At 61.3% G+C, this 24,317-nt stretch carries 17 protein-coding genes; 8 read left to right on the top strand and 9 right to left on the bottom strand.

What is annotated here, in order from left to right; genetic code table 11:
- Positions 1 to 72 precede the first annotated feature (72 nt).
- From H585_RS0115845 to H585_RS0115830, 3 genes are all read left to right on the top strand, one after another.
- Positions 73 to 2,154 (top strand): mechanosensitive ion channel family protein, encoded by a 2,082-nt coding sequence (locus H585_RS0115845; protein ID WP_244432579.1) that lies wholly within the window; start codon positions 73 to 75, stop codon positions 2,152 to 2,154.
- Between the two features lie 11 nt (positions 2,155 to 2,165).
- Positions 2,166 to 2,693: a hypothetical protein gene (locus H585_RS0115840; RefSeq protein ID WP_027368543.1), complete on the top strand. Its 528-nt coding sequence runs from the start codon at positions 2,166 to 2,168 to the stop codon at positions 2,691 to 2,693.
- Between the two features lie 849 nt (positions 2,694 to 3,542).
- Entirely contained in the window at positions 3,543 to 5,567 is a 2,025-nt protein-coding gene (locus H585_RS0115830; RefSeq protein WP_027368541.1) for a methyl-accepting chemotaxis protein, read from the top strand.
- Between the two features lie 447 nt (positions 5,568 to 6,014).
- On the opposite strand, the gene H585_RS0115825 is transcribed toward H585_RS0115830, so the two are convergent.
- From H585_RS0115825 to H585_RS0115815, 3 genes are read right to left on the bottom strand one after another with little or no spacing between them, the layout of a single operon-like run.
- Positions 6,015 to 6,806: an HAD-IIB family hydrolase gene (locus tag H585_RS0115825; RefSeq protein WP_027368540.1), complete on the bottom strand. Its 792-nt coding sequence runs from the start codon at positions 6,804 to 6,806 to the stop codon at positions 6,015 to 6,017.
- A gap of 58 nt (positions 6,807 to 6,864) precedes the next feature.
- Positions 6,865 to 8,190 carry a glycerol-3-phosphate dehydrogenase subunit GlpB gene (gene glpB / locus H585_RS0115820; RefSeq protein ID WP_027368539.1) on the bottom strand — a complete coding sequence of 442 codons (1,326 nt, stop codon included), beginning with the start codon at positions 8,188 to 8,190 and terminating at the stop codon, positions 6,865 to 6,867.
- Between the two features lie 2 nt (positions 8,191 to 8,192).
- Complete coding sequence (locus H585_RS0115815; protein ID WP_081678701.1) at positions 8,193 to 9,791, bottom strand: FAD-dependent oxidoreductase; 1,599 nt, start codon at positions 9,789 to 9,791, stop codon at positions 8,193 to 8,195.
- A 205-nt stretch (positions 9,792 to 9,996) separates the two neighbouring features.
- On the opposite strand from H585_RS0115815, the gene H585_RS22700 reads away from it, so the two are divergent.
- On the top strand, positions 9,997 to 11,292 hold the full coding sequence (locus tag H585_RS22700; RefSeq protein WP_081678700.1) for a (Fe-S)-binding protein: 1,296 nt from the start codon (positions 9,997 to 9,999) through the stop codon (positions 11,290 to 11,292).
- Positions 11,293 to 11,584: 292 nt separating this feature from the next.
- On the opposite strand, the gene H585_RS0115800 is transcribed toward H585_RS22700, so the two are convergent.
- The 6 genes from H585_RS0115800 to H585_RS21665 all read right to left on the bottom strand — a co-directional run bounded on the left by H585_RS0115800 (position 11,585) and on the right by H585_RS21665 (position 20,137).
- Complete coding sequence (locus H585_RS0115800; protein ID WP_027368535.1) at positions 11,585 to 12,436, bottom strand: HD domain-containing protein; 852 nt, start codon at positions 12,434 to 12,436, stop codon at positions 11,585 to 11,587.
- Positions 12,437 to 12,445: 9 nt separating this feature from the next.
- Positions 12,446 to 13,279, bottom strand: a complete 834-nt coding sequence (locus tag H585_RS0115795) for a carbohydrate ABC transporter permease (RefSeq protein ID WP_014259148.1) — start codon at positions 13,277 to 13,279, stop codon at positions 12,446 to 12,448.
- Entirely contained in the window at positions 13,276 to 14,139 is an 864-nt protein-coding gene (locus H585_RS0115790; protein WP_034628286.1) for a carbohydrate ABC transporter permease, read from the bottom strand. Before H585_RS0115790 ends, H585_RS0115795 begins: the two co-directional genes overlap by 4 nt.
- A 74-nt stretch (positions 14,140 to 14,213) precedes the next feature.
- The gene (locus tag H585_RS0115785) at positions 14,214 to 15,509 is read right to left on the bottom strand and encodes an ABC transporter substrate-binding protein (RefSeq protein WP_027368534.1); all 1,296 of its coding nucleotides are present in this window, start codon (positions 15,507 to 15,509) and stop codon (positions 14,214 to 14,216) included.
- Positions 15,510 to 15,733: 224 nt separating this feature from the next.
- Complete coding sequence (locus H585_RS0115780) at positions 15,734 to 16,777, bottom strand: ABC transporter ATP-binding protein (protein ID WP_027368533.1); 1,044 nt, start codon at positions 16,775 to 16,777, stop codon at positions 15,734 to 15,736.
- Positions 16,778 to 17,029: 252 nt separating this feature from the next.
- Positions 17,030 to 20,137 (bottom strand): hypothetical protein, encoded by a 3,108-nt coding sequence (locus H585_RS21665; protein ID WP_244432576.1) that lies wholly within the window; start codon positions 20,135 to 20,137, stop codon positions 17,030 to 17,032.
- Positions 20,138 to 20,541: 404 nt separating this feature from the next.
- Here H585_RS21665 and H585_RS0115770 point away from each other — a divergent pair, with 404 nt between their 5' ends.
- From H585_RS0115770 to H585_RS0115755, 4 genes are all read left to right on the top strand, one after another.
- Entirely contained in the window at positions 20,542 to 21,303 is a 762-nt protein-coding gene (locus H585_RS0115770) for a DeoR/GlpR family DNA-binding transcription regulator (protein WP_027368532.1), read from the top strand.
- 264 nt (positions 21,304 to 21,567) lie between these two features.
- Positions 21,568 to 22,731, top strand: a complete 1,164-nt coding sequence (locus tag H585_RS0115765) for an aminotransferase class I/II-fold pyridoxal phosphate-dependent enzyme (RefSeq protein ID WP_027368531.1) — start codon at positions 21,568 to 21,570, stop codon at positions 22,729 to 22,731.
- Complete coding sequence (locus H585_RS0115760) at positions 22,728 to 23,426, top strand: alpha/beta fold hydrolase (RefSeq protein WP_027368530.1); 699 nt, start codon at positions 22,728 to 22,730, stop codon at positions 23,424 to 23,426. Before H585_RS0115765 ends, H585_RS0115760 begins: the two co-directional genes overlap by 4 nt.
- The gene (locus H585_RS0115755; protein WP_027368529.1) at positions 23,423 to 24,220 is read left to right on the top strand and encodes a methyltransferase domain-containing protein; all 798 of its coding nucleotides are present in this window, start codon (positions 23,423 to 23,425) and stop codon (positions 24,218 to 24,220) included. The genes H585_RS0115760 and H585_RS0115755 overlap by 4 nt, the downstream gene beginning before the upstream one ends.
- Positions 24,221 to 24,317: the final 97 nt, after the last annotated feature.

The following is a 24,317-nucleotide window of genomic DNA, read 5'->3' as shown; positions in this document are numbered from 1 at the left end:
CAGGAAGCGCAAGAAGCGCCACGGACTCCCGCCACTCCAAGCGCAACGCCGGAGGGTACGGTGGAGCGGCTTGTGGAAGAAGGCATTACGGAAGTCGAGGGCATGGCACACGCCCTGCCCCCTGGCCGTCTGGAGCAGCATCTGGCCCAAGGCGTTTCCGAAGCTGAACACGTCGCACAGACCCTGACCCAGCGCTTTGCCTTCGCCCTATCAGGCTTCCAGAGTGCAGGGCGGGAAATCTCCCTGGCCCTTGGCAGGATGTCGGGTAGCGGTGGAATCGGCCGGCTGATCGCGGCCGTAGGCTCAATTGTCGTGGTTTATCTTCTCGGCTTCGCGGCCGAACTGGCCTATGCCCGCCTGCTTCGGCCCGTGACGAAATGGCTCAAGGGGCCTGCGGGCGTTCCTTTGCTAATTTTGCCGCGCACCTTCGGCCTGGCCATCGTGCACATAAGCCGAATCGCCGTTTTCATGCTCGTTGCCCTGACCCTGATCGTCCTGATCCTGCCCGATGCAGGGCTCTCGCGCCGGTTGGCCCTGTTATATGCGCTCCCGCTGCTCTGGCTGCGCCTCGTTCTCCTTGCCGCGTGGCTCCTGCTCATGCCCTCCAGGCCAAACCTCAGGCTATTGCCTTGCTCTCAGCCCTTTGCCCGACACCTGTTCTCGTGGATCACCGCCTTTTTCGTCGTGACGGTCTTTTCCTACAATTTCATACAGCTGCTGCGCACCTACGGCTTGAGCGACCAAGTCTACCTGCTGCTTACAATTCTTGAGATGTGCCTCTCCTTGGGCATTCTCATGGCCTTGGTCTGGACCTCACCGAGACCGGCCATTTCCAGCGGGATGGCAAAACCGCCTCCCACCGGACCGCCAGTCTCCAAAACAAAATGGCTCCGGGATTGGCGTATCCCGGCAACGGCCTTTATCTTCGCCATGCTCGTGGCTTACGTGGCAAGCGCGCTGCTGGGCAGACATGAGCTCCGGTGGGCCATGCTGTGGAGCCTGGCCTGCATCCCGGCCTTCATCGCGGCCGATACGGCGCTACGCACCACCATCCAAACGGCGCTGGCCGAGAAGACCGCCGCCGAGGCCGAGGGGCTGGCGCTACTGAGCATACATGCCGCGCATCTCATGAGCGGCTTGAGAGCCCTGCTGGCCGTGGCCTTCGTGTTCCTGCTGCTGTGGATCTGGGGCGTGCGTTTCTCCTTCGAGGCCGCCATATCCAGGATGGTCTTCAGCATCGTGGCGACAGCCGTGCTAGGCTGGTTCATATGGGAATGGGTCCGCTCGGCCATCGACCGGCGACTGACGGACGAGACCCGCGAGGAGGGCGAGGAGCGCGAGGACGTGGAAGAGATGGGCACCGGCGGCTCTCGCAAGACAACGCTCCTGACCTTGGCCCGCAAGTTCATCCTCGCCGTCATCCTCATCTCCACGGCGCTCATTCTGCTCTCGGCCCTGGGCCTCGACGTGGGCCCCCTGCTCGCAGGCGCGGGCATCGTCGGCCTGGCCATCGGCTTCGGAGCCCAGGCCCTGGTCAAGGACATCCTCTCCGGGGTCTTCTTCCTGCTCGACGACGCTTTTCGCCTGGGAGAATACATCGAGGCCGACGCCAGCAAGGGCACGGTGGTGCACATCTCCGTGCGCTCCCTCAAACTGCGCCATCCGCGCGGCAAGCTGCTGACCATCCCCTACGGCTCGCTCGGCGCCATCACCAACTACAGCCGCGACTGGGCCATCATGAAGCTCGATCTGCGCGTGCCCTACGACACGGACCTGGAGAGGGTCCGCAAGGTAATGAAGAAGCTCGGCCAAAAGCTGGCCGAGGACCCGGAGCTCGGACCCAAGTTCCTCGCGCCGGTCAAGTCGCAAGGCGTTCGCGAGATTGACGATTCGGCGATGATCCTGCGCGTCAAGTTCAAGAGCAGGCCGCACGACCAGTTCATCCTGCGGCGGGAAGTCTTCAAGCACATCCAACATGAATTCGCCAAAAACGGCATCGAGTTCGCTCCGCGCAAGGTTACCATCCACATCCCCGAATCATACCGTGGCACAGCGGGCAAGGATTTGGACATGGGAATCATGGGCGCGGCCGCGGAATCCGCGCTGGAGCAGAAGCTGCCTCAAGGCGAGGCCAAAAAGGATAAAAAGTCGTAAAGGAGGGAGTCATGAATTGGAAAAATTGGCTTATCGTGGTGCTGCTGTCCTTGTTTTCCTGCCTCTTTAATGTCGGCGCATGGGCTGCTTCCAAAGAAAGCCCCCCTGCAGGCGACGAAGAGATGAACATCAATGATGCGGTTGAGATGATCAGGACTATCTACCAAGCGGAGTACAAGGATCTGCTGCAGTCCGAGTTGAACTTGACCGAGGAAGAGAGCAAGTCGTTTTGGCCGGCGTACAATCGCTATCATTCCGAGATGTATGAGGTGAATTCCTGGCTTCTTGGGCTGATAGAGCAACTCGGCATTCTGGAAGAGCAGAAAACAACCGGCAAGCAGGATGCTGTTTCATTGATACGCCAGTCCTTCGACATGGAAAAGAAGGCCTTGGAGATCAAGGAGAACAATCTGGATACATTCAGTGGAATTCTGCCACCTGACAAGTTGATTCGCTTTTACCAGATGGAGAACAAGGCAAACGCCCTGGTGCGCGTGCGCCTCGCGGAAGCGATTCCGCTCAAGTCCTTGAAAGAGTGATACTGATCCAGGCGGGCTTGCGCAGTGACGAGTCGATAAGCCACGGATTGGTTTGTTGTGTCGTGGCCAGACTCTGCTGGCGAAGGAGCCTCTTGATATCAAACAGGCCCATGTCAGAGCCGTACATGGCTACAGACCACCTCTATGCGTCGCCGTATGCAGAATAGCGAGCAAGGCAAGTGGACCTCGCTCTTCTCTTTGCCCTGAACTCGCTTCATACGCACGTCCTTCCTCGCGGCTTCGGCCTGCCGATGAGCGCCGATCTGCTCCTCGCCAAGTCCGCCCTACTTTATGACCTTGCTTTCCTCGGTCAGCGGAATGAACTTTATGTGGATCACCCAGAAGAGAAAAGGCCGAAGTGGTTATTATCAAGCAGCTTCTGCATTTACATGCTTGTCGTGGTCAGTTCTTTTTCCTTATATATTAATAAGATAGTCTGTTAAAAACCTTAAGCGTGCTTCAATCAAAGCAGCTATCTGAAAGGTTGATTCAAACAGCTTATAGACTCATCCTAAATTATTAAGTTGCTTTCTATTACGATCATCTCAACGACACAACAGTCTATTGAACAGACTATTGTAGCTGATTACTGCTATGGCAGAGTCAGCCTCGCAGACAGCTTGTTCCTACAGGAGCACCCTTTTAAAGTGGCTTCATAAGCCAGAAAGCCTCAGATAATACGAACGATTCCAATCTCCGTAGGAATTGCCTGGGACTTATGAAACCAACTCTTGGCTGATAGTTGTCAGGCCCGATTTTTGAATGTCTTCGCCGGCATTATTTCAATGTTTTTAGCTCCAAGTGCCTTGGTTATCCTGATTTTTTGCGGCAACAGGGGGGAGGTTGCAAATGGCTCTGCGTATCAAGTCCAAATTCTTAATTCCGACGATTACACTCATATTCATGGGCATGTCGTTGTTGGTTTTGATCAACCATTTCAGCATGACATCCGCATTTCATGACACGATGCGAGAGGACATGACTCTCCTTGGAGATGCAGTTCTCCGGGACATGCGCGATGATATTACCCAGAAGCTCAAGGCCGCATCCAATCTGGCCAACGACTTTTCAGCCCTGAGGGCTGTGCAGGGAGATGGAACTTACGATGCCGAGAGCTTCATGGCCTTCACTCAGAAGGTTTTGAATGGAATAGAATCCATTAATATACTGGATACTAACGGCAATCTCGTAATCTCCAGCTCCGGGCAGGAGGGGACGAGTTTCAAGGACAGAGCATACTACCAGAAGTACATGTCTGGAACACGCGACATCATCTCCACGGCCATCACCAGCAAGACCACGGGCACTGCCATCGTGCCTCTTGTCCAACCAATCGTGGACGCCAGGGACACGGTCAGAGGCGCAGTCAATATAGCGCTCGACCTGGACTATCTGACCAAGTCGATCACTCAGACCAAGATCGGCTCCACTGGCTTCATCTTCATCCTGGACAAGGACGGCACGGCCCTGGCTCACCCCGACAAGGCCCTGGTCATGAAGAAGGACATCGCCGAGACCTCCTGGGGGCGCCAAATCCTGGCCGCCACGGATAGGAATATCCTGGAGTATGACGAGGACGGCCGGCGCAGGGTCGCTGTCGTGCAGAAGGACAGCCTGACAGGCTGGACCTTCGTCATGGTGACGCCCCTGGAGGACATGCTCGCCCACCTCTCCTCGGCCACGACGCGCAGCACCCTCATCGCCGCCATTTGCGCCGCGGCATTCATGGTCCTCATCTGGGTGCTTGTGGGGCGCGTCATCCTCCAGCCGGTCCTGGCTTGTGTCGATTTCGCGCGAAAGGTCGCCGGCGGCAAACTGGACGAGACGCTGCGCATAGACAGAAAGGACGAGGTTGGCGAGTTGGCGAGCGCCTTGCGCGACATGGTCCGGGATCTTGAAAAAGGTCTGGAGGAAGCGCGGGCACAGACACGCATAGCCCGGGATGAGACCGTGCGGGCCAATGCGGCCGTACGTGAGGCCGAGGAGGCCAACTTGCGGGCGGAAGCCGCCAGGCGCGAGGGCGTTCTCGAAGCCACGCGCCAGCTTGAGGAAGTGATCGAGAACCTGACCTCGGCCTCCGAGGAGCTTTCGGTGCAGGTCGAGCAATCCAGCAGAGGGACCGGGGATCAGAGCGCCAGAACCACCGAAGCCGCTACGGCCATGGAGCAAATGAACGCCTCGGTTCTCGAGGTGGCCCGCAACGCCTCGGATGTAGCCAACGGAGCAGACATGGCCCGAGGCAGAGCCCAGGATGGCGCGCAAGTGGTAGAGCGAGCCATGCAAGCCATTTTCGAGGTGCATACGCAAACCACGGCCATGCGGGAAAGCTTGTCCAAGCTTGGCAGGCAGGCCGAGGACATCGGCGCCATCATGAACGTTATTGATGACATCGCCGACCAGACCAACCTGCTGGCGCTCAATGCGGCCATCGAGGCAGCCAGGGCCGGCGAGGCCGGGCGGGGTTTCGCGGTCGTGGCCGACGAGGTTCGCAAGCTCGCGGAAAAGACCATGAACGCGACCAAGGAGGTCGGCCAGGCCATCAAGTCGATCCAGGGCGGCACGACGGACAACATCAACACCATGGAGACCGCCAGCCAGTCCGTCGATCAGGCCACCACGCTTGCGGAAAAGGCAGGGGGAGCGCTCAAGGAGATCGTCTCGCTCATCGAGGACACCGCGGACAAGGTACGCGCCATTGCCACGTCCTCGGAGGAGCAGTCTTCCGCCAGCGAGCAGATCAGCAAGACATTCGAGGAGATCAACCGCATATCGGTGGACACCGCGGAGGCCATGAATCAATCATCCAAGGCCGTAAACCAGTTGGCGTCACTGGCCTCGGACATTCGCGGACTCATTCAACGCATGCAGCGCTAGCTGCCATCTGCTGTAGCGCATGATTGCACGAAAGGCCCTTGCGTCAGCGCAAGGGCCTTTCGTTATCGCAGCGATTTTTCGGAAGCGGCCACGGCGACTCCCAAAAATTCAAACCTGCAAAGGCGTTTGACTCGCAAGCCATGCGGCCCTGCCGCATCAATTAGAGCAGATTGTTTTTAAGACGCCCGCTCCGGCGTATACGGCGCAAGTGAATTGCGCCTACGCCTACGCGGCGGCAAGCCATGCTGATGCATGGCTTGCAGAGCATTTTCAAAAGCAAAATGCTCTAGATTTGCCGGCAAGGCTGTTTACAGCACATTGCGGATGACGTTGAAACAATGGGGGTGCAGGGAGCGCCGCTCCCTGCCGGGAGAGAGTCCGAGAGAGGGCAGCGTCCTCTCTCGGTTCATCCACGAAAGACTTTAGACAGCAATTGGAATCAGCAGGTCAGGCCTTGAGAAGAGCCCGCGCGAGCTCGGCGAAGCCGCCACCGCCCCTGCCCTGCGTGATCCAGGTTGGGCGGGCGCTCAGTTCGGCTTCCAGATCCAGGACATTGGCCACGCCAACCGAGTTGGGGAAGTATGCGAACATGGGTGCATCATTGGGCGAGTCGCCCGCGAAGACTACATGCTCCCGCACTGCTTCCAACTTGTGCCCAAATACCTCCTGAAAGAATATGCGGGTCATCGTGAGCTTGTCGTAGCCGCCGAACCAGCCGTTTACATGGATGGAGCTGATCTTGGCCTGGGCTCCATCCTGCTCGAAGAGGGCCTGGATGCGCCTCACCGCCTCCATGGGCAGCGGGTCCACATCCTCGCAGAAATCAACGGCCAGGTCGGCCTCGCGGTAGTTTTGATCCGCTGAGATGGCGCAACCGGGCACCTCGCGCAGGATACGCAGCCGAAGATCCGCCAGCCGGGCGGCATCGAGCCCGCGCTCATCATCATTTTTGAAATAGCGTCGGACCATCCGCCTGGCGGTTTCGTCGTAATGGAAATAGAAGGCGCCATTCTCGCCCACCACCCCGTCCACGGGCCACATGCGCGCGATATGGTCGCACCAGCCTGCCGGCCTGCCGGTGATGGGCACCACCTTCATGCCGTGGCGGCGGAGCGACTCAAGAGCCGCATAGGCCTCCGCACCGAGGCGGCCGTTGTCAGTAAGCGTATCGTCGATGTCCGTAAGGACGAAACGGATGGCGCGGCGAGTTTCCGCGGGCATTAGATTCAGGGCACGCATGCTGGCCTCGTGTTATCGAATTGCTGTTGCGCTCAAATACGGAAGTTCACTGCCGCAATCAACCTGCCGGCACCGTGGCCAGGTCACCCGAGACCGTGCCCAGTTCCGCGATGAGCGACTCCACCGCGCCGAGGGCGGTAGCCAAGGCGACTCCAGCGCCGCACTTCATGCGCATCCAATCCTGATGGGCCAGGATCGAACCAGCCGCGAACAATGTCGGACACACGGGCTTGCCGCCTGCGCCGAGCGGCCGGAACCGTTCATCCACCTCAATGCCGCTTTGGTGGACAGGGTGTCCGCGCGGATCGAAATAGTCGAGCCGGTGCCATCCGGAGCGGTCTTCGGGCTGGGCCACGGGTAGGTCGAAAATCGTCTCCCGCACCTCGGTCTGCGTGCTCGCCAAGCCTCCTCCCAGAAACCGCCCCGAAGCCAATATCACTCCCCGGCAGCGCACTCGACGCTCCATGGATTGACCATGGATGGTGAATTCCAGACCGCTACTTTCCATCCTCTCCAGGCGAACCATCTGCTGGGAGTATAGTTCGACCCCAAGCTCAGGCAAACCGTTCTCCACGGCCTCCCGCAGGCGGATGCCCGGCACTGACGGCGGCATGGTGGGGATCTCGAACACCGTCACGCCGAGACGTTCCTCAAGATCGGCACACACCGCCCCGCAACCGTTCATGCCCAGGAGCGCGGGCAGGCCGAGGCAGGTCGCATCGCCTAGCAGGGGCCTAACGGCCTCGGCCAGGGTTTCGCGATGCTTGGGCAACTCCAGGGAACGGGCGGCGTTTTCGGGGAAGACTTCTCCTCCTGCGTGGCCGGGAAAGTGAATGCGCTCCGCACGCAAGCCAGGCCAGAGGGGCAGCAGGTTGGCCGCCACCTGACGGGCGCTGAATCCGTTGAGACCATGAAAGTCGACAAGCAGGCAGGCGGGCTTTTCTTTGAGGAGCCTGACAAAGGGCCACATGGTTTCCGGCAGCGCATAGGTGTGCTTGAGAGTTCCAGCGGGAGATGGTGCGACAACGTTTGTTTCCGTCTCGGCCACGTAGGGCAGCCCACGGTTGGCGAGGAAATCCATCCACTCCGCCAGGGCGGCTTTGATTAATCCAGGGGATGTCAGCCAGTACGGATGCCTTGGATAGCTAGCCAGCAGCTCATCAAGGCCTTGAAATGGCTTTTCCACCAGATGGATGCCACCCTCGGGACCGCGAGGAGGAACCGCGCCGAGGACGTCGAAGTACCCGCTCGTGTACGCGATGGCGCCGGTGCCACCTGCCTGTACGACGCTCAATCCACGCTTGGCGGCGAAGAGGGCTGCGGCCGAGCCAGCCAGGCCGGCGCCGATGACCACCAGATCGCATTCACGGATATCACGGGACATGTTCAGCGCACCTCGTCCGGTTTGTGGGAGGGGAGCATCTCCAGGCTGATTAGCCCGCAATGCAGAGCCTCGGCCAGCTCATACTGCCGCATCTGGGCACCCCATAGGATAGGCCTTTGCCCCTTGAAGCGATTGGCGAAGAAATCTCGCATGCTCAGAAGGCCGCGCCTGGAGGCGCACTTGCCGGTATCGTACAGATGGGCTGTGACGCGCAGGCCGCAGAAAGCTCCCTGGCATGAACCCTTGCCGATACGGCTGCGCACGCCCAGCGCGGAGATGCCGAGGTCTTCCGCATCCACATGGCAGTCCTTCGTGAGCTCGTCGACGGTATGCGCCGAGACCATCTCGCACTCGCACAGCAAAGGTCCATCCTCTTCCTTACGGGCCAGCCATGCGCGGGGAGAGCGTCCCGGCCCAGTCCACTCGCAGCCGCCGATTTCCGGCAAGGGCACGCTGCGCGTCAAACAGGGCGCGCCAACGCCGAGACGCCGCGCCACCAAGTCCGCCGCCTTCTCGGCCATGAGACGGAACGTCGTGAGCTTGCCGCCCGTGACGGTCAGAAAGTTGGTGAGCCCTTCGGCTTCGTGGTTGAAGAGCGCGAAGCCGCGACTTTGGGCGCGGTCGTCGCCTGCGCCGGTGTTCGCCATGAGCAGCGGGCGTACCCCGCTGTACGCCCGGATGTAGCGGATGGAGCGCAGGGCCGGAATCATGCTTGCGCCCTGCTCGATGTTCAGGTCCACCTCGGCGGCGGACGGGCGGCACATATCCGGGTCGGCGATGCGCACGCTCGTGGTGCCCAGAATGGAAACTGTGCCGCCCGGCACAAGGATGTCGCCGTCCGCGGGCGGACGCAGCCGGTTTATGACGCGCCGGGCGATTCGCTCGCTGGTCACGAGCAGCGTTCCGCTCGAATAGAGCACGGGGATATGCGCGCCCGCCAGGGCAGCGACCTTACCGGACCAGGCTCCGGCGACATTCACGACCTGCTCCGGCTCGATGATCAGCTTGCGGCCGGTTTTCGCCTCAAGGCAGTGGGCGCGCACGATGCGTCCGTCGAAAATTTCGAAATTGATGACGCACATACCGCGAAGCAAGTTGCAACCCGTCAGCTCGCGGGCATGGGCGATCATCTCCAGACTGAGCCGGAAAGGATCAATGGAGGCGTCGGGAACATGGAAGGCCGCGACAAGCTCGCCGGAAAGGGCAGATTCCAGGGTTAGGGCCTCGGAGGGCGCCATTGACTTGGCAGCAATGCCTGCCTTGGCGCACAAATTAGGGAAGTCGGCTGCGTAGGACTCGTCATCGCCCGGCATGGCCACGAAGAGCCCGCCGGTATCCTCGATGCACTGCGGCGCGAGCCGCTTGAGCAGATCCCCTTCCTCCCGGCACTCGGCTGCGGCCATGGGATCGCTCAGGACATAGCGCGCTCCGCTGTGCAGCAGGCCGTGGTTGCCGCCCGACGCGCCGGCGTTGACGTCCCTCTTTTCCACGAGCACGCAATGCATGCCGCGCAAGGCGAGATCGCGCATGATGCCTGCGCCTGTCACGCCGCCGCCGATGACAAGGACCTGAGTTCGCAAGATGTCGCACTGAGTCTTCATGGTTCTCCCCATGGATGCCGGGTCTGGCGCGGGATACGCGAGATCGCGCCTCGCGCGCCAGTCTCTTCACACCGGCCAAACATAGCCGTTAATTTTCGATTTCGCAATTCAGGTTTTCAGTTGCGAAATTTTTTGCCCCGGGTAATGATCCGGACGCCAGGGATGAAGATCCTCGACAGACTGCATTTGCTCAGGGAGAAAAGTCATGAATCTCACCATCGAACCCATGTCCGACAGCCAACCCTCCCGGTTCAGGCAGATAGCTTCGGAAATGCTGCCGCGCGGAGTCAACCTAGACATGTGCCTTTCGTGCGGGCTGTGCTCCTCCGGCTGTCCAGCCTCTGGCCTGGAGCGCATGGATCCGCGCAAGTTCCTGCGCATGGCGGTCCTGGGCATGGACGAGGCCCTGACCACGACTCCCTGGGTGTGGATGTGTACCCTGTGCCGCCGCTGCACGCATGTCTGCCCTGCGAAAATCGACATCCCCGCCCTTGTCTACGAGGCACGCGCGCGGTGGCCGCGCGACAAGCGCCCCAAAGGCATCGTCGGCTCCTGCGACCAAGCCCTGCGCACCCCGACATGTTCAGCCATGGGCGTGTCCCCGCAGGATTTCGAGTTCGTGGTGGATGATGTCCTTGAAGAGGTCCGTTCGACCCAGGATGGATTCGATAATCTGAAAGCGCCCATGAACCGCCAGGGCGCGCACTTCTTCCTTACCCAGAACTCCCGTGAGCCCGCGGTGGAGCCGGACGAGATGGTGCCCCTGTGGAAGGTCCTCGACCATGTCGGCGCGGACTGGACCTATGCCTCCCGCGGTTGGGCCGCCGAGAACTACTGTATGTTCGCGGCCGACGACGAGGGCTGGGAAAAGATCCTCCGCACCAAGGTCGAGGCCGTGGAGACGCTGGGTTGCAAGGTCTGGCTCCACACCGAGTGAGGGCACGAGTTCTACGCGGTCCGGTCCGGACTGCAGCGCTTCGGCATCACCCCCTCTTTCCGGCTGGAAAGCATCATCACCTACTACGCGCGGTGGATACGCGAGGGCAGATTAAAGGTTAACTCCGCCTGGAACGACCGCGGCATCAAATTCACTGTCCAGGATCCCTGTCAGCTCGTGCGCAAGTCGCTTGGCGACGAAGTGGCCAACGATCTACGTTTCGTGGTGCGTACCCTGGTTGGAGATCAAAACTTCGTGGAGATGTATCCGAACAAGTCCAACAACTACTGTTGCGGAGGCGGAGGCGGGGCTCTGCAGGGGGGCTTCCAGAAGCAGCGGCGGGCCTACGGCATGCGCAAGGCCGAGCAGATCCTGGCCACTGGCGCGCAGTACTGCATCACGCCTTGCCACAACTGCCATGCCCAAATCCACGACATGTCCGAGCAGTTCGATGGAGCATGGCACACGGTGCATCTGTGGACGCTCATCTGCCTGTCGCTCGGCATTCTGGGCGAAAATGAACGCATCTACCTGGGCGAGGACCTGCTGCAGTTGGGACTTTAGAGCATTTGCTTTTCAAAATGCTCTGCAAGCCATGCGTCGGCATGGCTTGCCGCCGCGTAGGCGTAGGCGCAATTCACTTGCGCCGTCAACGCCGGAGCGGGCGTCTTAAAAGCAATCTGCGCTAAGCCGCTGCCCCGATTCCATATCGAGGTTGGCCCAGCCTTCCTCTTAACAATACAAAGCCCTGCCGGCGCGATCGCTGGCAGGGCTTATTTTGTTTTTGATCGATATGGCCGAACGGTTGAACAAAGCTCGGTTATACGGCCCTATGCGCATCTGCTGGAATACGCGGCTAGGCCATGCGCTCCGCAAGCAGTTCCGTCGCTTCCTCCAGCCCGTGCGTGCCGACCATGGCGTCGACGGCCTCGAAGCCGAAGCGCGACCCCAGGTACAGGCGCATGTAAGCTTCCGTGACTCCCAAGCGCCGCGCCAGCGGCCCGGCGACCGCCACGCATCGCTGCTGGGCCCGTCCGCTCCACGGCCAGTCCGAGTCGGCGAGAAAGCCGAAGACGTGCTCGGCCGAGACTTCCTCCGAAGCCATGGTCAGGCCCGTGCCGCTGATGGACATGTAATGGTTCACCACGGCCAGGGGCCGCACTCCGTCCTGCAGGCTCACATCATCCAGTCCGTGCATGGCCGCGACGGCCAGAAGCAGCTCCCTGTCCACTCCCCGCGCGTGAAGCTCGCGCAACAGCCAGGAGTGATGGTCTTCCCGCTTGCCGATGAACGGGTCCTCGGCCTTTTCGAGGCAGCACTCATCCGTGAACCTGTAGATGAAGCGCTTCATGGTGTCGTGGAGCAGGATGGCGGTGTAGAGCAGACTCCGGCGAAGCGGCAGCCCCCGTGTCTCGTGGGCGTCCGCCAGAGCGCGGGCGTTGCACAGCCCCTGCAGCACGTGCAGGGCCAGCCCGCCGATATGCGCGTGGTGCGCGCCCGAGCCCGGCGCGGCGGCAAAGCTCCAGGGCTTGAAATAGGGATAGGCGTACCTCGTCTTGGGTGATTCCAGGACAAGGTATTCCTCGATCAGCTCGAGCCAGACCGGGACATCCACGGCCGAAAGGAATTCGCTGCGGATGCGTTCGAGCGCAGGCTCGCCCTGGAACCTGGCCAGGTTCTCAAGCGGCTCGACGATCTTGATTGTCATGGCCTTTCGCTACTTGATGCCGGCCCGCATGAACGACTGCACGAACTGCCGCTGGAATAGCAGGAAGCCCAAGAGCAGCGGGCCGGACGTCATCAGCGTCGCCGCGGTGATGATCGACCAGTCCACGCCCTGCTCGGTGGAGGAGAAGACCTGCAGTCCCACCGTGAGCGGCCGCGAATTGACGGTATTGGTTACGAGGAGCGGCCACAGGAAGTTGTTCCAGTGATAGCTCACCGAAACCAGCGCATACGCCAGATAGACGGGCCGTCCGAGCGGGACGTACACGCGCCAGAGGATCTGCAAGGGACCCGCGCCTTCGACCGCTGCGGCATCGTCGAGTTCCTTGGGAATCGACTTGAAGGCTTGGCGCAGAAGAAAGATGCCGAAGGCCGAGGCCATGTACGGCAAGCTTATGGAGAGCGTGGAGTCGAGAATGCCGATGCGGCCCATGGTCCGGTAGTTCTCCACGATGAGCACGTCGGGCATGATCATGAGCTGCATGAGCACGAGCGCGAACAGGATGGTCTTGCCCCGGAAATCGTACTTGGCGAAGGCATAGGCCGCCAGGGTGCACAGGACAAGCTGCGCGGAGAGGACCAGGGTCACGAGCATGAACGTGTTGACGAAGTAGCGCGCGAAAGGCGCGGCGTTCCAAGCCTTGCGGAAGTTGTCGAGCGTGAGCGGCGCCATCAGGTTGAAGCTTGTCGAGAACTCCGCCGGGTGGAAGGCCGTCCAGATCGCGTAGAGCAGTGGCATTCCCCACAGGATGGCCAGCGTCCAGGCCGCTGCGGTGTCGAGATAGCGATAGATGCCCTTGCCGTCGTAGATATTCGCGGTGCTCATCTGTAATGGACTCGCTTTTCAATGACGCCGAACTGAATGATGGAGGCCAGGCCGAGGAATCCCAGTAACACCAGGGTCAAGGTCGCGCCGTAGCCGGTGTCCCAGTATTTGAAGCTGACCTCGTAGATGTAGTACAACAGCAGGGAGCTGGCGTTGTTCGGCCCTCCCTGGGTCAGCACGAAAAGGTGATCCACCATGCGGAAGGCGTTGATGGTGGCATTCACCAGCACGAACAGAGTCGTGGGCATGAGCAGGGGAAATACGATCCTGCGGTAGTAGCAGAACCGGGATGCGCCCTCCAGCATGGCCGCCTCGCCAAGCGACGGGGGGACCTGCTGCAAGGCCGCAAGATAGAAGATCATGAAGAACCCGGCGTCTTTCCATACCGCCACTGCGATAATACAGATCAGGGCCGTGCTCTCGCTGCCCAGCCAGTTGACGCCGGAGAAGCCGAGGAAGCTCCGGACCTGTTCCAGCAAGCCGTACTCGGGCGTGAAGAAGAAGAGCCAGATGTTCGCCACGGCGATCATCGGGAGCACCGTGGGCACAAAATAGGACAGCCGGAGCCAGGCCTGGCCAGGCAGTTTGGCATTGACCAGCAGGGCCATGACCATGGCCAGGGAGATGGAGAGAGGTATCGTGCCGGAGGCGAACAGGAGGTTGTTTCTCAACACCTTGAGGAAAACCTCGTCCTCAAGAAGATAGCGGAAATTCTCGAGCCCCACGAACTCGGCGGGCATGCCTCCCCTACCATCCAAGAAGAAGCTGTTGATAAAGGTATTCACTGCCGGCACGTGGGTGAAGGCCACTATCAGGGCCATCGCCGGCAGAAGGAACAGCCATGCGTTCACATGGCGCATCTTGGCAAAGTAGGTCACAACCCCCTCCACGATCCCTTAATGGGGGCCGGTTGCCCGGCCCCCGACTAAGCTGCTTACTTATTGTAGCGGCGCAGGATGCGCTCGGCTTCCTTCTGGGCGTCCTTGAGGGCGTCCGCAGGCTTCTTGGAGCCGTTCACCGCGGCCTGGATGGCGTCGTCCAGAGCCTTGGTCACGCGCTGGTTGTCGTGCGTGGAGAGCTCGGCCACGCCGTACTCCAGCTGGTCGCGGGCGACGGCGGCGTAGGGGAAGCCCTTGACGTACGCCTTCATCTGCTTGGTCTGCCAGGCATCGGGCCGCACGGCGACATAGCCGGTGTCGATGCCCCACTGGGCGGCACGATCAGCGGTGGTCATCCACTGCACGAAGGTGACCGCCGCCTTGCGCTGCTCGGGCGTGGTCTTCTTGAAGATGTAGAAGTTGCCGCCACCCGTGGGCGAGCCGGGACGGGCGTTGGCCGGGAGCATGCCGACGCCGAAGTCGAACTTGGCGTTGGTGCGCACGTTGGTCAGGTTGCCCGTGGTGGTCCACATGATGGCGGTCCTGCGCTCGAAGAAGTCGCGGGGCGTGGTGGCCCAGTCAATCGTGCCCTTGGGGGAGACTTCGTGCTTGAAGGCCAGGTCCACGAGGAACTGGAGAGCCTCCACGGCCTTGGGCTGGTCGAAGAAGACCTTGGTGCCTTCCTGGTTCATGAGCTCGGCGCCGTTCTGGATGGCCAGGGCCTGGAACAGCCAGTAGGCATAGCCGGTGGAGGGAATGGCCACGCCCCATTGGGTGACTTGGCCCGAGGCATCCTTCTTGGTCAGCTTCTTGCCGAAAGACACGAGCTCGGCCCAGGTCTTGGGCGGCGTGTTCGGGTCAAGTCCGGCAGCCTTGAAGGCCTCTTTGTTCCAGTACATGACGATGGTCGAACGCTGGAACGGAATGCCCCAGGTCTTTCCGCCGGTCTGGCTGTTGCTCATGAAGCCGGGGAAGAAGTTCTTGGTGAAGCTCATCTCGGCCGGCGAAAGGATGTCATCGTAGGGAATCACGGCGTTTTCGTCGATGAGAGTGAACATGTCCGTGGACAGGAGCACCGCTACGTGGGGCGGCTCTCCGCCACGCAGGGCCGTCAGGGCCTTGGTGAGAGTGTCGCGGTAGATGCCCGCGTAGACAGGGGTCACCTTGATGTCCGGATGCTGCTTCATGAACTCAGTGGTCATGCCCTCGATGATCTTCGTGATGGGGCCGCCCACTGACACGGGGAAATAGAAGACGAGTTCCGTCTGCTTGGCAAATGCGGCGCCGGACAGGCAGCAAATGGCAAGAAGTGATAGCAGGAAGCACTTGATAGCCTTGGCCAATCCAAACATAGCATACCTCCAGTTAAGCAAAGGCAGTTGGTCGTCTGAAACAGCCGCGCCCAATCGGGAATGCCGCGGTAATGCGTGCGCTCCTCACCTGATTATCGAAACGTTCTTCTTGGGCCTTTCGACTTAGCAATAACCGAGCCTAAGAACCCATTTCTTTTTAAGGCCTTGCGCTCTTCGAATCTGGTGGGTCATCCCGTCCGCGCGGCCTGTTTCCTACCGGGTTGCTACACTCGCTCCCCGGTTTGCTTATGGAAGAAGTGCAGTCTGTCCTGCAGATAGCGCAGAGTCACCTGCGAACCCGGCGCGAGAGTCACCATGCCCTCGACCGACACGGCCAGGGCTTCGGAGCCGACCCGGCAGGTGACCACGGAGCCGAATCCGAGATACTCCACGGTTTCGACGATCCCGTGCCAGCCGCCCTCGGGATCGAAAAACAAGTGCTCGGGCCGGATGCCCAGGATGCGGTCCGCAGAGTCGGCCTGGGGAACCCGGGCCTCGTCGCAACCGGCTATCGTGATGCCGCAAGAACACTTGGACAGGCCCAGAAGGTTCATGGGCGGCGTCCCAATGAAGTTCGCCGTGAAGACCGTCGCGGGCTGCGAGAACAGCTCCGCCGGGGTGCCGTTCTGCACGATGCGCCCACCCTCCAGAAGAATGATCCGGTCGGCCATGCTCATGGCCTCGACCTGATCGTGCGTGACGTAGACCATGGTCATTCCAAGCGACTGCTGCAGCGCCCGAATCTCGCGCCGCATTTCCTGGCGGAGTTTCGCATCCAGGTTGGAGAGCGGCTCGTCCATAAGGCAGACCGAAGCCTCGGCCACGAGGGCCCGGCCAAGGGCCACGCGCTGCTGCTGCCCGCCCGAGAGGGCCGAGGGCTTGCGGTCCAGGAGGCTGCCGAGCCCAAGGATATCGACAGCGCGAGCCAGGCGCTTTCGCCGCTCCGCCTGGGGGACCTTGCGCACCTTGAGGCCGAAAAGGATGTTCTCCCGGACCGTGAGGTGCGGGAAAAGGGCATAGGATTGGAAGACCATGGCCAATTGGCGCCGGGAGGGCGGAAGGTTTGTCACCTGCTTGTCGCCGATGAAGATATGGCCGCTGGTGACTTCCTCCAGCCCGGCGATCAGGCGCAGCGTTGTGGACTTGCCGCAACCGGAAGGGCCGAGCAGAACCAGCAGACTGCCCTGCTCCACCTCAAAGCTGATATCGTCGACGGCAAGTACCGAACCCCAGTGACGGCTGACATGTTCCATGCGGATCGCAGACAAGTTGTGCTCCGATATTTTGGCTTGCCAGGTGGGGGACACCCGTGTTGCAAAAAATCTTGATCTTATTACCTATCGTTATGCCGGACGTTGCCCGATGGCTGAACCTTCTTGGCGCAGGCTCTCCCTGAAACGTCCGACCTGGATTCCGCTTTCACTCTTGTGATGTAAGCCGCTCCTGCGGCCGTCGTGTGCCGTCAGGCCGACAAAGGCGCATGACGCCGAGGTCGGCCCGCAACAGAGGCTCACGATTTCCTATCTGAATTCCATAACCTTTTCGTGTCGAAGAAGCCCAGGCGAGCACTCGCTCACAAGCCTAGTGATGCTCTTCAGGTATTCCCGCCAGTATCCAACATAAAAGGCCAGGGCCTTGGAAAAGTTCCTGCCTACCAAACCGTCGAGCAGGAGCTGGCTGATCTGCCGCTCCTGGGAGAGTACGTACTGGGAAAAAAGAAAGACCCGGCGCTCATCATCGCCCATTTCCCGCACGAGCTGCTTGATGACGTTTCTTGACCACGGCTGATACATCCACAAGTATTGAAGGTCCAGGGCATTGACAATGGCGATGTTCAGCAGGTCGCTTCGCTCGAACTCAAGGGTCTGGATGAACTCTTTGGATTCCAGCAGAGAGGGGACGTCCTCCAATGGAAAGAGAACCTCCACTTGGCCATGGAGGGCAAACAGCTGTTTAAGCTTGCTGGAGTAGTCCCGAATACGCATGCGCAGGTGCTCGGCCCTGTCGGCAAGCCCTTCGATCACCCCTGCGACGCAATCCGAGGCCAGCTTCGTAATGACGGCCGCCCACTGCTGGAGAACAGCTCCCACGCCAGTGACGCCGGCCAAAAGCAGCAGTTCGCCGGCCAGGCCGCTGCATGCCAAGGCAAGAGGGATGGCCAGGATGCTCCGCAAGAGGTTGCCGACGATCGCCTCCCTCGGCAGGCCGCGCAGGAGGTTGTGGCCGGCCATGTACAGGCCGTTGACCAGGGACATGGCCGCATAGAGCAGGACCGGGCTCGTCGTGACGGTGACCCCGAAGGATCGTTCGAGGAGGACGGTCTTCACGATGTAATCGAGCAGGGGCACGGAGAGCCCGCTGAACAGGAGCGAGTCGGCCAGCCTGTCCCAGCTCACGTAGCTTTCCCATTTGAGCCGCGATGAGCGGTGTATGCCGCCGCACCCGAGCACCGATTGGATGATGATCCGCAGGCCCGTTATGGCGAACCAGATCAGCGCCCCGCCGTAGGCCAGCAGCCACCCGTTCTTGGTCAGGGCGAAGGTGAGGCTTGCCGCCAAGAACCCCGCCAGTATCTTGAGCCCGATCTTGAGCCCGGTATTCAGGTATTCGAGGGAGACCGCGCTCTGTTCCTTCCGCTCCGGCGCGACCAAGTGCAGGCCGTTCCCTTCCATTCGTTGCACTCCGCCCAGGGTATGGATGTTTCCCTCGCTGGCAGACTTGCAATCGTCGATGACCCAATCCGTTTTATGCCGATATCCGAGCACGCTCAGTCCAGGAATGCGGCGGACGAGGCGATTCATGCCGCTAGAGACGGCATTCGCCCTGGACAACGGCACGCGGGTTATCCGAGCGTACGCGGTGACCCCCACGGGTATTCCGCAATGAGGCGCACTGGCTCGCTCCAGTTCAAGCTGCACGTGCCTCGGCAGCGAATCCTTAACCACGAGCCCCATTCCGGGCATTCGCCCGGATTGCCCGGTGGAGTCGGAACCGATGCTGATCTTTAGGGGTTTATCCCTGTAACAAGCCTGGAAGGCAGGAAGCTCGTAGAGAATTTCGACGAGCTTGTCTTTGTGACCTCGACGACCGGGGCCGTCGCCCTCCAATCCGTCCGGCTTGGCGATGAGTTCGGTGATGAACCGCTTAAGCTTCATGACGTTGGAGGAATGGAGCGCGGCCTGCAGGCGCAGGATGCGCTCGCGGTCCGGCTCGCGTCCCAGGGCGCTGTTCTTGAGGTTGAAGATCTCCAGGTGGGTGATCCTGCCCCTGCAATCGTAGAGCAGTTCGAGCACATGCTCGACAGCCAGGCCGTCCAGGTCGAGCACGACCCGATGCTTGGGATGGAGGCTGTAAAGGCGGTCGAGCAGCTCCACGATCGAGAGGGTACGCAGTTCGGGAACGACCCGCGAGCGCTCGGAGGGTGCGTCCGGATCCGGCAAGCCTGGATTCCTTTCGGGGCGCAGATGCCGCTCGATGATCTCATGGGCATCGAAGCCGTCCATCCTGCGCACGAGTTGCTCCATCCCTGCCTTCTCGTCATCGGACGCCTGACGGTAGCTCGCATGGAGGCCCGCCGTGCGCGTACGCATGAGCGGGAGCAGGCGCTCGTGGATCAGCTTGCCCAAGTGAAAGATGGAGACCTGGCCCGAGCCGACGAACGAGAGGAAGTCCTTCTCGCAAATAGGCGGCATATCCAGGCCGAAGGTGTCGTTGATATCCGGCAGATGAGTTCGGTTGAACTCGCGGAGCACCTCGAGCACATACGCCTCGTGATGCTTGGCGACCTGACGCCCCTGATCCATGAACGCCTGGACCGCCGGTGAGGAGAGAAAGCTCAGGAAGCCCTGGGAATCCGTCAGACCGCGCGGTATCCAGATGATCTTGACGAACTGTTGCTGGTGGCGGGTGAAGAACTCGATGCCGATCCTGACCTTGATGTCCATGATCGCCGCGGCTTCCAGAAGCTCCTCGGCGGCCTCTCGCGGGACGAAGTGGTAGTAGATGACCGTCAGCCGCCGGATACCCTTGATCCAGGCGTCCATGACCAGGTGGGAAGCCGACTTCCTGCCCTTGGTGTTGACGTCATGCACATGGTCGTCGAAGGAAACCTGGTTCCACTCCTCCGGCATTTCCAGCAGGTGGTACTTCCTGAGCTGCTCGCGCACCGTCCGAGGACGGCCGGTGGTCACGGCCCGGAAATCGTGGGCCAGCTCGAGCTGCCTGGTATCGTCCTCCTGGCTGCGGAGCAGCCTCTTCATGATTTCGATCAGCACGCGGGAAGCATTGACGCGCAGCGGCCCCTGCGCCGTGTAGAGGATCTCCTCGCGCAGGGAGCGCAGGGCCTCCAAGCGATCGGAAGCCTTGCCTATCTCCAGGGAGTCGAGGAGGTGGGCCACGGCGTAGGCGATGCGCAGCGCTCGCTGGGCAGCCATCTCCTTGATCCCGTGGGGATGCAGATATGGCGCGAGAAGCCTTCTGTGCGCCGGGGTGCCTTTGCGCCGGGAAATATCTTTTACTATGCGCAGCAGTTCGTAATCGCGCCTGTCGAAGAAGAACCTCGGGCCGCTCCCGTCCCTTTCGAGATCAAGATCGTGCGAGACCGGCTCTTCCGTATGGCTTGTCTGCATCCCGCGGTTCTCTGGCACTATCTTCCTCTGGACCGGTCTGGCCTTGATCATGTGCAGGCTTCAAGCGAGCATCAGCTATCGAAAACTTTTCGAATTTGTATGTCATGACTTTCATAAAAGCAAATATCCTTATGCAGGCCTTCACGGCCTGACCTTTTATGCTATGGGCTCAAATGAACTGGCTTTCCTTCCACGCTTCGATTCCCAAGCCACTTTTCAGCAGCAATTGATTAGCGCAGAAACAATTTTCATGGTCACTGAGTTGAATGCCGCTTAGCCTCAGGAAAGCCCGCACCTCAATATTCCAACCCGCTTGCCACAAGGCTTGAACCGTACAACGCAAGGTTTAAGGCCGATGTGGCGCAGCGCTTGTCACGACCGGGTGAAATAGTTAAGCACCCGGCATGGATAAACGGGTAAAACGACACAAGGCGCTCATGGACTTCATTTCCGAGCGCGGCTTCGCCACCATCGAAGATCTTTCTCGCCATTTCGTGGTCACTCCCCAGACCATGCGCAAGGACATCAACATGCTGGCCGAGGCGGGGAAGATCCAGCGATTCCATGGTGGCGCGGGTGTTCCGCTGGGTTCGGAGAACATCCTCTATGACCAGCGCAAGGCCATGTTCATGGAGGAGAAGCAAAGAATCGGAAAGCTCTGCGCGCAGCACATTCCAGAGGGAGCCTCCCTACTCATCAATATCGGCACGACGACCGAGGAGGTCGCCAAGGCCCTCCTGGAGCATAAGAAGCTGCGCATCGTCACGAACAGCCTGAACGTGGCTTCGATCTGCGCCCGCAATCCCGAAAACGACGTCGTGGTAGCCGGCGGCACGGTGCGTCACCGCGACCACGGGATTGTCGGTTCGAGCGCCGAGCGGTTCATCCGCGAGTTCCGTGTGGACTACGGCATCATCGGCATTTCGGGCATAGACGAGGACGGCAGCATCCTTGATTACGACTACAGGGAAGTAGCCGTGGCGCGCACGATCATCGAAAGCTCCCGGCACGTGTACCTTGTGACGGACAATTCCAAATTCGGGCGTCCCGCCATGGTCAGGGTGGGGCACCTCTCGGAACTCACGGCCATCTTCACCAACGCCCCCCTGCCCGACCGCTGGAAAAAACTAGTGCAGGAGGCCGGGGTAGAACTGTACTTGGCCTGAAGAACATTTCCCGTCGAGATAAGGCCTCCTGGATAGCTTAGGGCAGATTGCTTTTAAGACGTCCGCTCCGGCGTTGACGGCGCAAGTGAATTGCGCCTACGCCTACGCGGCGGCAAGCCATGCCGACGCATGGCTTGCAGAGCATTTTCAAAAGCAAAATGCTCTATTGTCCGCGTTCCCCGTGAACACGCGTCTGGCTTCGAGATTTAGGTGGAGGACGCCGCGAGCGTCCAGGCGTAAGGCCAGACGTAAGGATTGATGAGCATGGATTCTTTTTTGCTGGAGCTGGCGCAACTGAAGAGTGAAGGACTATTCCGGCGCACGGAGGCCTGGCCTCAAGCGGGCGGGCGCATCGAGCTGCCAGATGGCCGGACGCTGCTCAACTTCTCCTCCAACGACTACCTGGGGTTGGCCTGCGATCCTCACGTCAAGCACCGCGCCATCCAGGCCATTGAGCGCTGGGGCTGCGGCGGGACCTCCTCGCGCCTGATGTGCGGCACGCTGGAGCTGCACGAAGAGCTGGAATCAGCCTTGGCCAGCCTCGTGGGGGGAGAGGCCGCGCTTGTGTTCAGCAGCGGCTTCGGCATGAACGTCGGCGTTGTATCCGCGCTGGCCGGGCGCGAGGACATCGTGTTCGCCGACCGCCTCAGCCACGCCAGCCTCATCGACGGCGCACGCCTGAGCGGCGCGACAGTCAAGCGCTTCGCCCACAACGACACCGCCGCGCTGGCGCGGCTGCTCGAAACCACGCCCTGCCGGGGGCGGCGCGTCATCGTGACCGAATCCGTCTTCAGCATGGATGGCGACCTGGCACCGCTTGAAGCCCTTCGCGGACTGGCGGCGCGGCACGAGGCCATCCTGCTGGTGGACGAAGCACATAGCATAGGCATCTGGGGACGCGGCGGAGGCGTCTGCAAGGCTCTGGGCGAGACGGCAAGGCCGGATTTCACCGCCGCCACCCTGGGCAAGGCGCTCGGAACCCTGGGCGGCTTCATAGTCTCCTCGACCGTGGGCCGCGAATTCCTGGTCAATCGAGCCCGCAGCTTCATCTTCGCGACAGCCCTGCCACCGGCCTGCGCCGGCGCGGCGCTGGGAGCCATCGAGCGCCTCACGCAGGACCCGGCCATGGGCGAGCGGCTTTTGGAGCGGGCTCGGGCGTTCCACGGCTTGCTGCTGGCCGAGGGCTTGCAACTGCCCGAATTCCATTCGCAGATTCTGCCCGTGCACGTGGGCGAGAACACTGCGGCGCTGGAGCTGGCGCGATGCCTGCGCGAGCAGGGTCTGCTGGCGACCGCCGTACGTCCGCCCACGGTGCCGCGCGGCACGGCGCGCCTGCGCCTTTCGGTCACGCTGGCGCACGAGTTGCCGGACCTCCAGTGGGCAGCGGCCCGCATTGGCCAGGCAGCTCGGGAGATGCGGCTGGCATGACGGAGAAACCGCCCATTCTGTTCATTCCCGGCTGGGGCGCGACCGGGCAGGCCTGGGATGGCGTCCGCGACGAATTGCCCGACTCCTGCACGCATGTCTTTAGCTGGGTCGAGGCTCTGCGCGACGAATCCGCGATAGCGGCAGCCCTGTCGAACCGCTCCGAGCCCTGGCTGCTGGTGGGCTGGTCGCTGGGAGCGCTCCTCGCGCTGCGCACGGCGCTGAAGTCGCCCGCTCTTCTGCGCGGCCTGGTGCTTGTATCCGGCACGGCCCGCATGTGCGCCGACCATGGCTATCCCGGCGCGGACCCTCGCGCCCTGCGGACCATGCGAGCACGTCTGTCACGAGATCCAGAGCGGGTCCTTTCCGACTTCGCCGGGGCGTGCCTCGCGCCCGATGGCGACGAAGCGCTTCGAGCGCACTATCTGGATCAAGCGCGACAGTTCCCGGCCACCGAATTGACCCTGGGGCTGGACGCCTTGGCCAGGCTGGATATGCGCGCCCAGTCCGCGACGCTTGCCGTGCCGACGCTGCTCGTCCATGGCGAGCGCGATGCGATCATCCCTGTCGAGAGTGCTCGGGCATTGGCGGAGCAAGCGCCCGGCGCGAGCCTGGAAATCCTGGAGCATCGCGGCCATGCGCTTCCCTTCACCGCGCCGCTTGATCTGGCCCGACTCATCCGGAACTTCACGGCATGAGCAATCAGGCCGTCAAAAAAAGCGCCCTCGCGCGCAACTTCTCCGGTGCCGCGAAACACTATGATGCCTGGGCCACGGCACAAGCCGAGATCGCCTCGGGCCTGGCACACCGCATGGATCGCCGAGAGCCCGCGCTCATGGTTGACCTGGGTTGCGGCACGGGCCTGCTCAGTGCGCTGCTGCTGGAACGCTACCCGAAGGCATCGCTGGTGGGGCTTGATCTGGCGGAGGGCATGGCCGAGGCCTGCCGCAAGCGCTGGAACGGCCTCGACCGTGCCCGTTTCGTCGTGGGAGACGCCGAGGACCCGGCCTGCCTCGTGCGCGGAGCCGATCTGGTCGCGTGCAGCTGCGTCGCCCAGTGGTTCAGCAATCCGACCGGCACGCTGCGCATGTGGGGCGAGGCGCTTGCGCCTGGCGGCATCATGGCCTGCGCGTTCTTGATCCAAGGCTCTTTCGTCGAACTTGAGTCCGCGTACCACCAGGCGCTTCAGGCACGTTTCCAGGGCCTGCGCTTATGGAAAGCGGAAACCGCGCATGACATCGGCAAGGCTGCCGGACTCAGGGTGCTCCATTGCGAGGAGGAAAGCATTCTGGCCGGGTACGACTCCGCCCGCGCCGCCCTGCGCTCGTACAAGCATATCGGCGCGGTATTCCAGGGCCAGCCGGGCCATCGGCCCCTGGGCCCAGCCCAGATGCGCCGCCTGCTGGCCTGCTACGAACAACAGGCCGACAGCCAGGGTCGCGTGACCGTGACCCATCGCGTGCAATACTTCATCGCCGAGAAGCCACGGTAACTCCCGGCATTTTCGTTACCGGCACGGACAGACCGGGACCAGAGCGGACAGCCAAGGCCACGCCATGGCGGCTCGCTCCTCTCGCGGGCTCTCTCCC

Source organism: Desulfocurvibacter africanus subsp. africanus DSM 2603 (genome assembly GCF_000422545.1).
GTDB classification, from domain to species: domain Bacteria; phylum Desulfobacterota; class Desulfovibrionia; order Desulfovibrionales; family Desulfovibrionaceae; genus Desulfocurvibacter; species Desulfocurvibacter africanus.
Note: the sequence above shows the minus strand (reverse complement) of the source record. Positions and strands in the feature narration are given on the sequence as shown.

Coding starts and splice junctions, on each gene's coding strand:
- H585_RS0115785 (WP_027368534.1), bottom strand. CDS start 15,509: ATGTTTGGATTGGCCAAGGCTATCAAGTGCTTCCTGCTATCACTTCTT.
- H585_RS0115800 (WP_027368535.1), bottom strand. CDS start 12,436: ATGACAATCAAGATCGTCGAGCCGCTTGAGAACCTGGCCAGGTTCCAG.
- H585_RS0115825 (WP_027368540.1), bottom strand. CDS start 6,806: ATGCGTGCCCTGAATCTAATGCCCGCGGAAACTCGCCGCGCCATCCGT.
- H585_RS0115795 (WP_014259148.1), bottom strand. CDS start 13,279: ATGAGCACCGCGAATATCTACGACGGCAAGGGCATCTATCGCTATCTC.
- H585_RS0115770 (WP_027368532.1), top strand. CDS start 20,542: ATGGATAAACGGGTAAAACGACACAAGGCGCTCATGGACTTCATTTCC.
- H585_RS0115755 (WP_027368529.1), top strand. CDS start 23,423: ATGAGCAATCAGGCCGTCAAAAAAAGCGCCCTCGCGCGCAACTTCTCC.
- H585_RS0115815 (WP_081678701.1), bottom strand. CDS start 9,791: ATGAAGACTCAGTGCGACATCTTGCGAACTCAGGTCCTTGTCATCGGC.
- H585_RS0115765 (WP_027368531.1), top strand. CDS start 21,568: ATGGATTCTTTTTTGCTGGAGCTGGCGCAACTGAAGAGTGAAGGACTA.
- H585_RS0115790 (WP_034628286.1), bottom strand. CDS start 14,139: ATGCGCCATGTGAACGCATGGCTGTTCCTTCTGCCGGCGATGGCCCTG.
- H585_RS0115760 (WP_027368530.1), top strand. CDS start 22,728: ATGACGGAGAAACCGCCCATTCTGTTCATTCCCGGCTGGGGCGCGACC.
- H585_RS21665 (WP_244432576.1), bottom strand. CDS start 20,137: ATGCAGACAAGCCATACGGAAGAGCCGGTCTCGCACGATCTTGATCTC.
- H585_RS0115840 (WP_027368543.1), top strand. CDS start 2,166: ATGAATTGGAAAAATTGGCTTATCGTGGTGCTGCTGTCCTTGTTTTCC.
- glpB (WP_027368539.1), bottom strand. CDS start 8,190: ATGTCCCGTGATATCCGTGAATGCGATCTGGTGGTCATCGGCGCCGGC.
- H585_RS0115830 (WP_027368541.1), top strand. CDS start 3,543: ATGGCTCTGCGTATCAAGTCCAAATTCTTAATTCCGACGATTACACTC.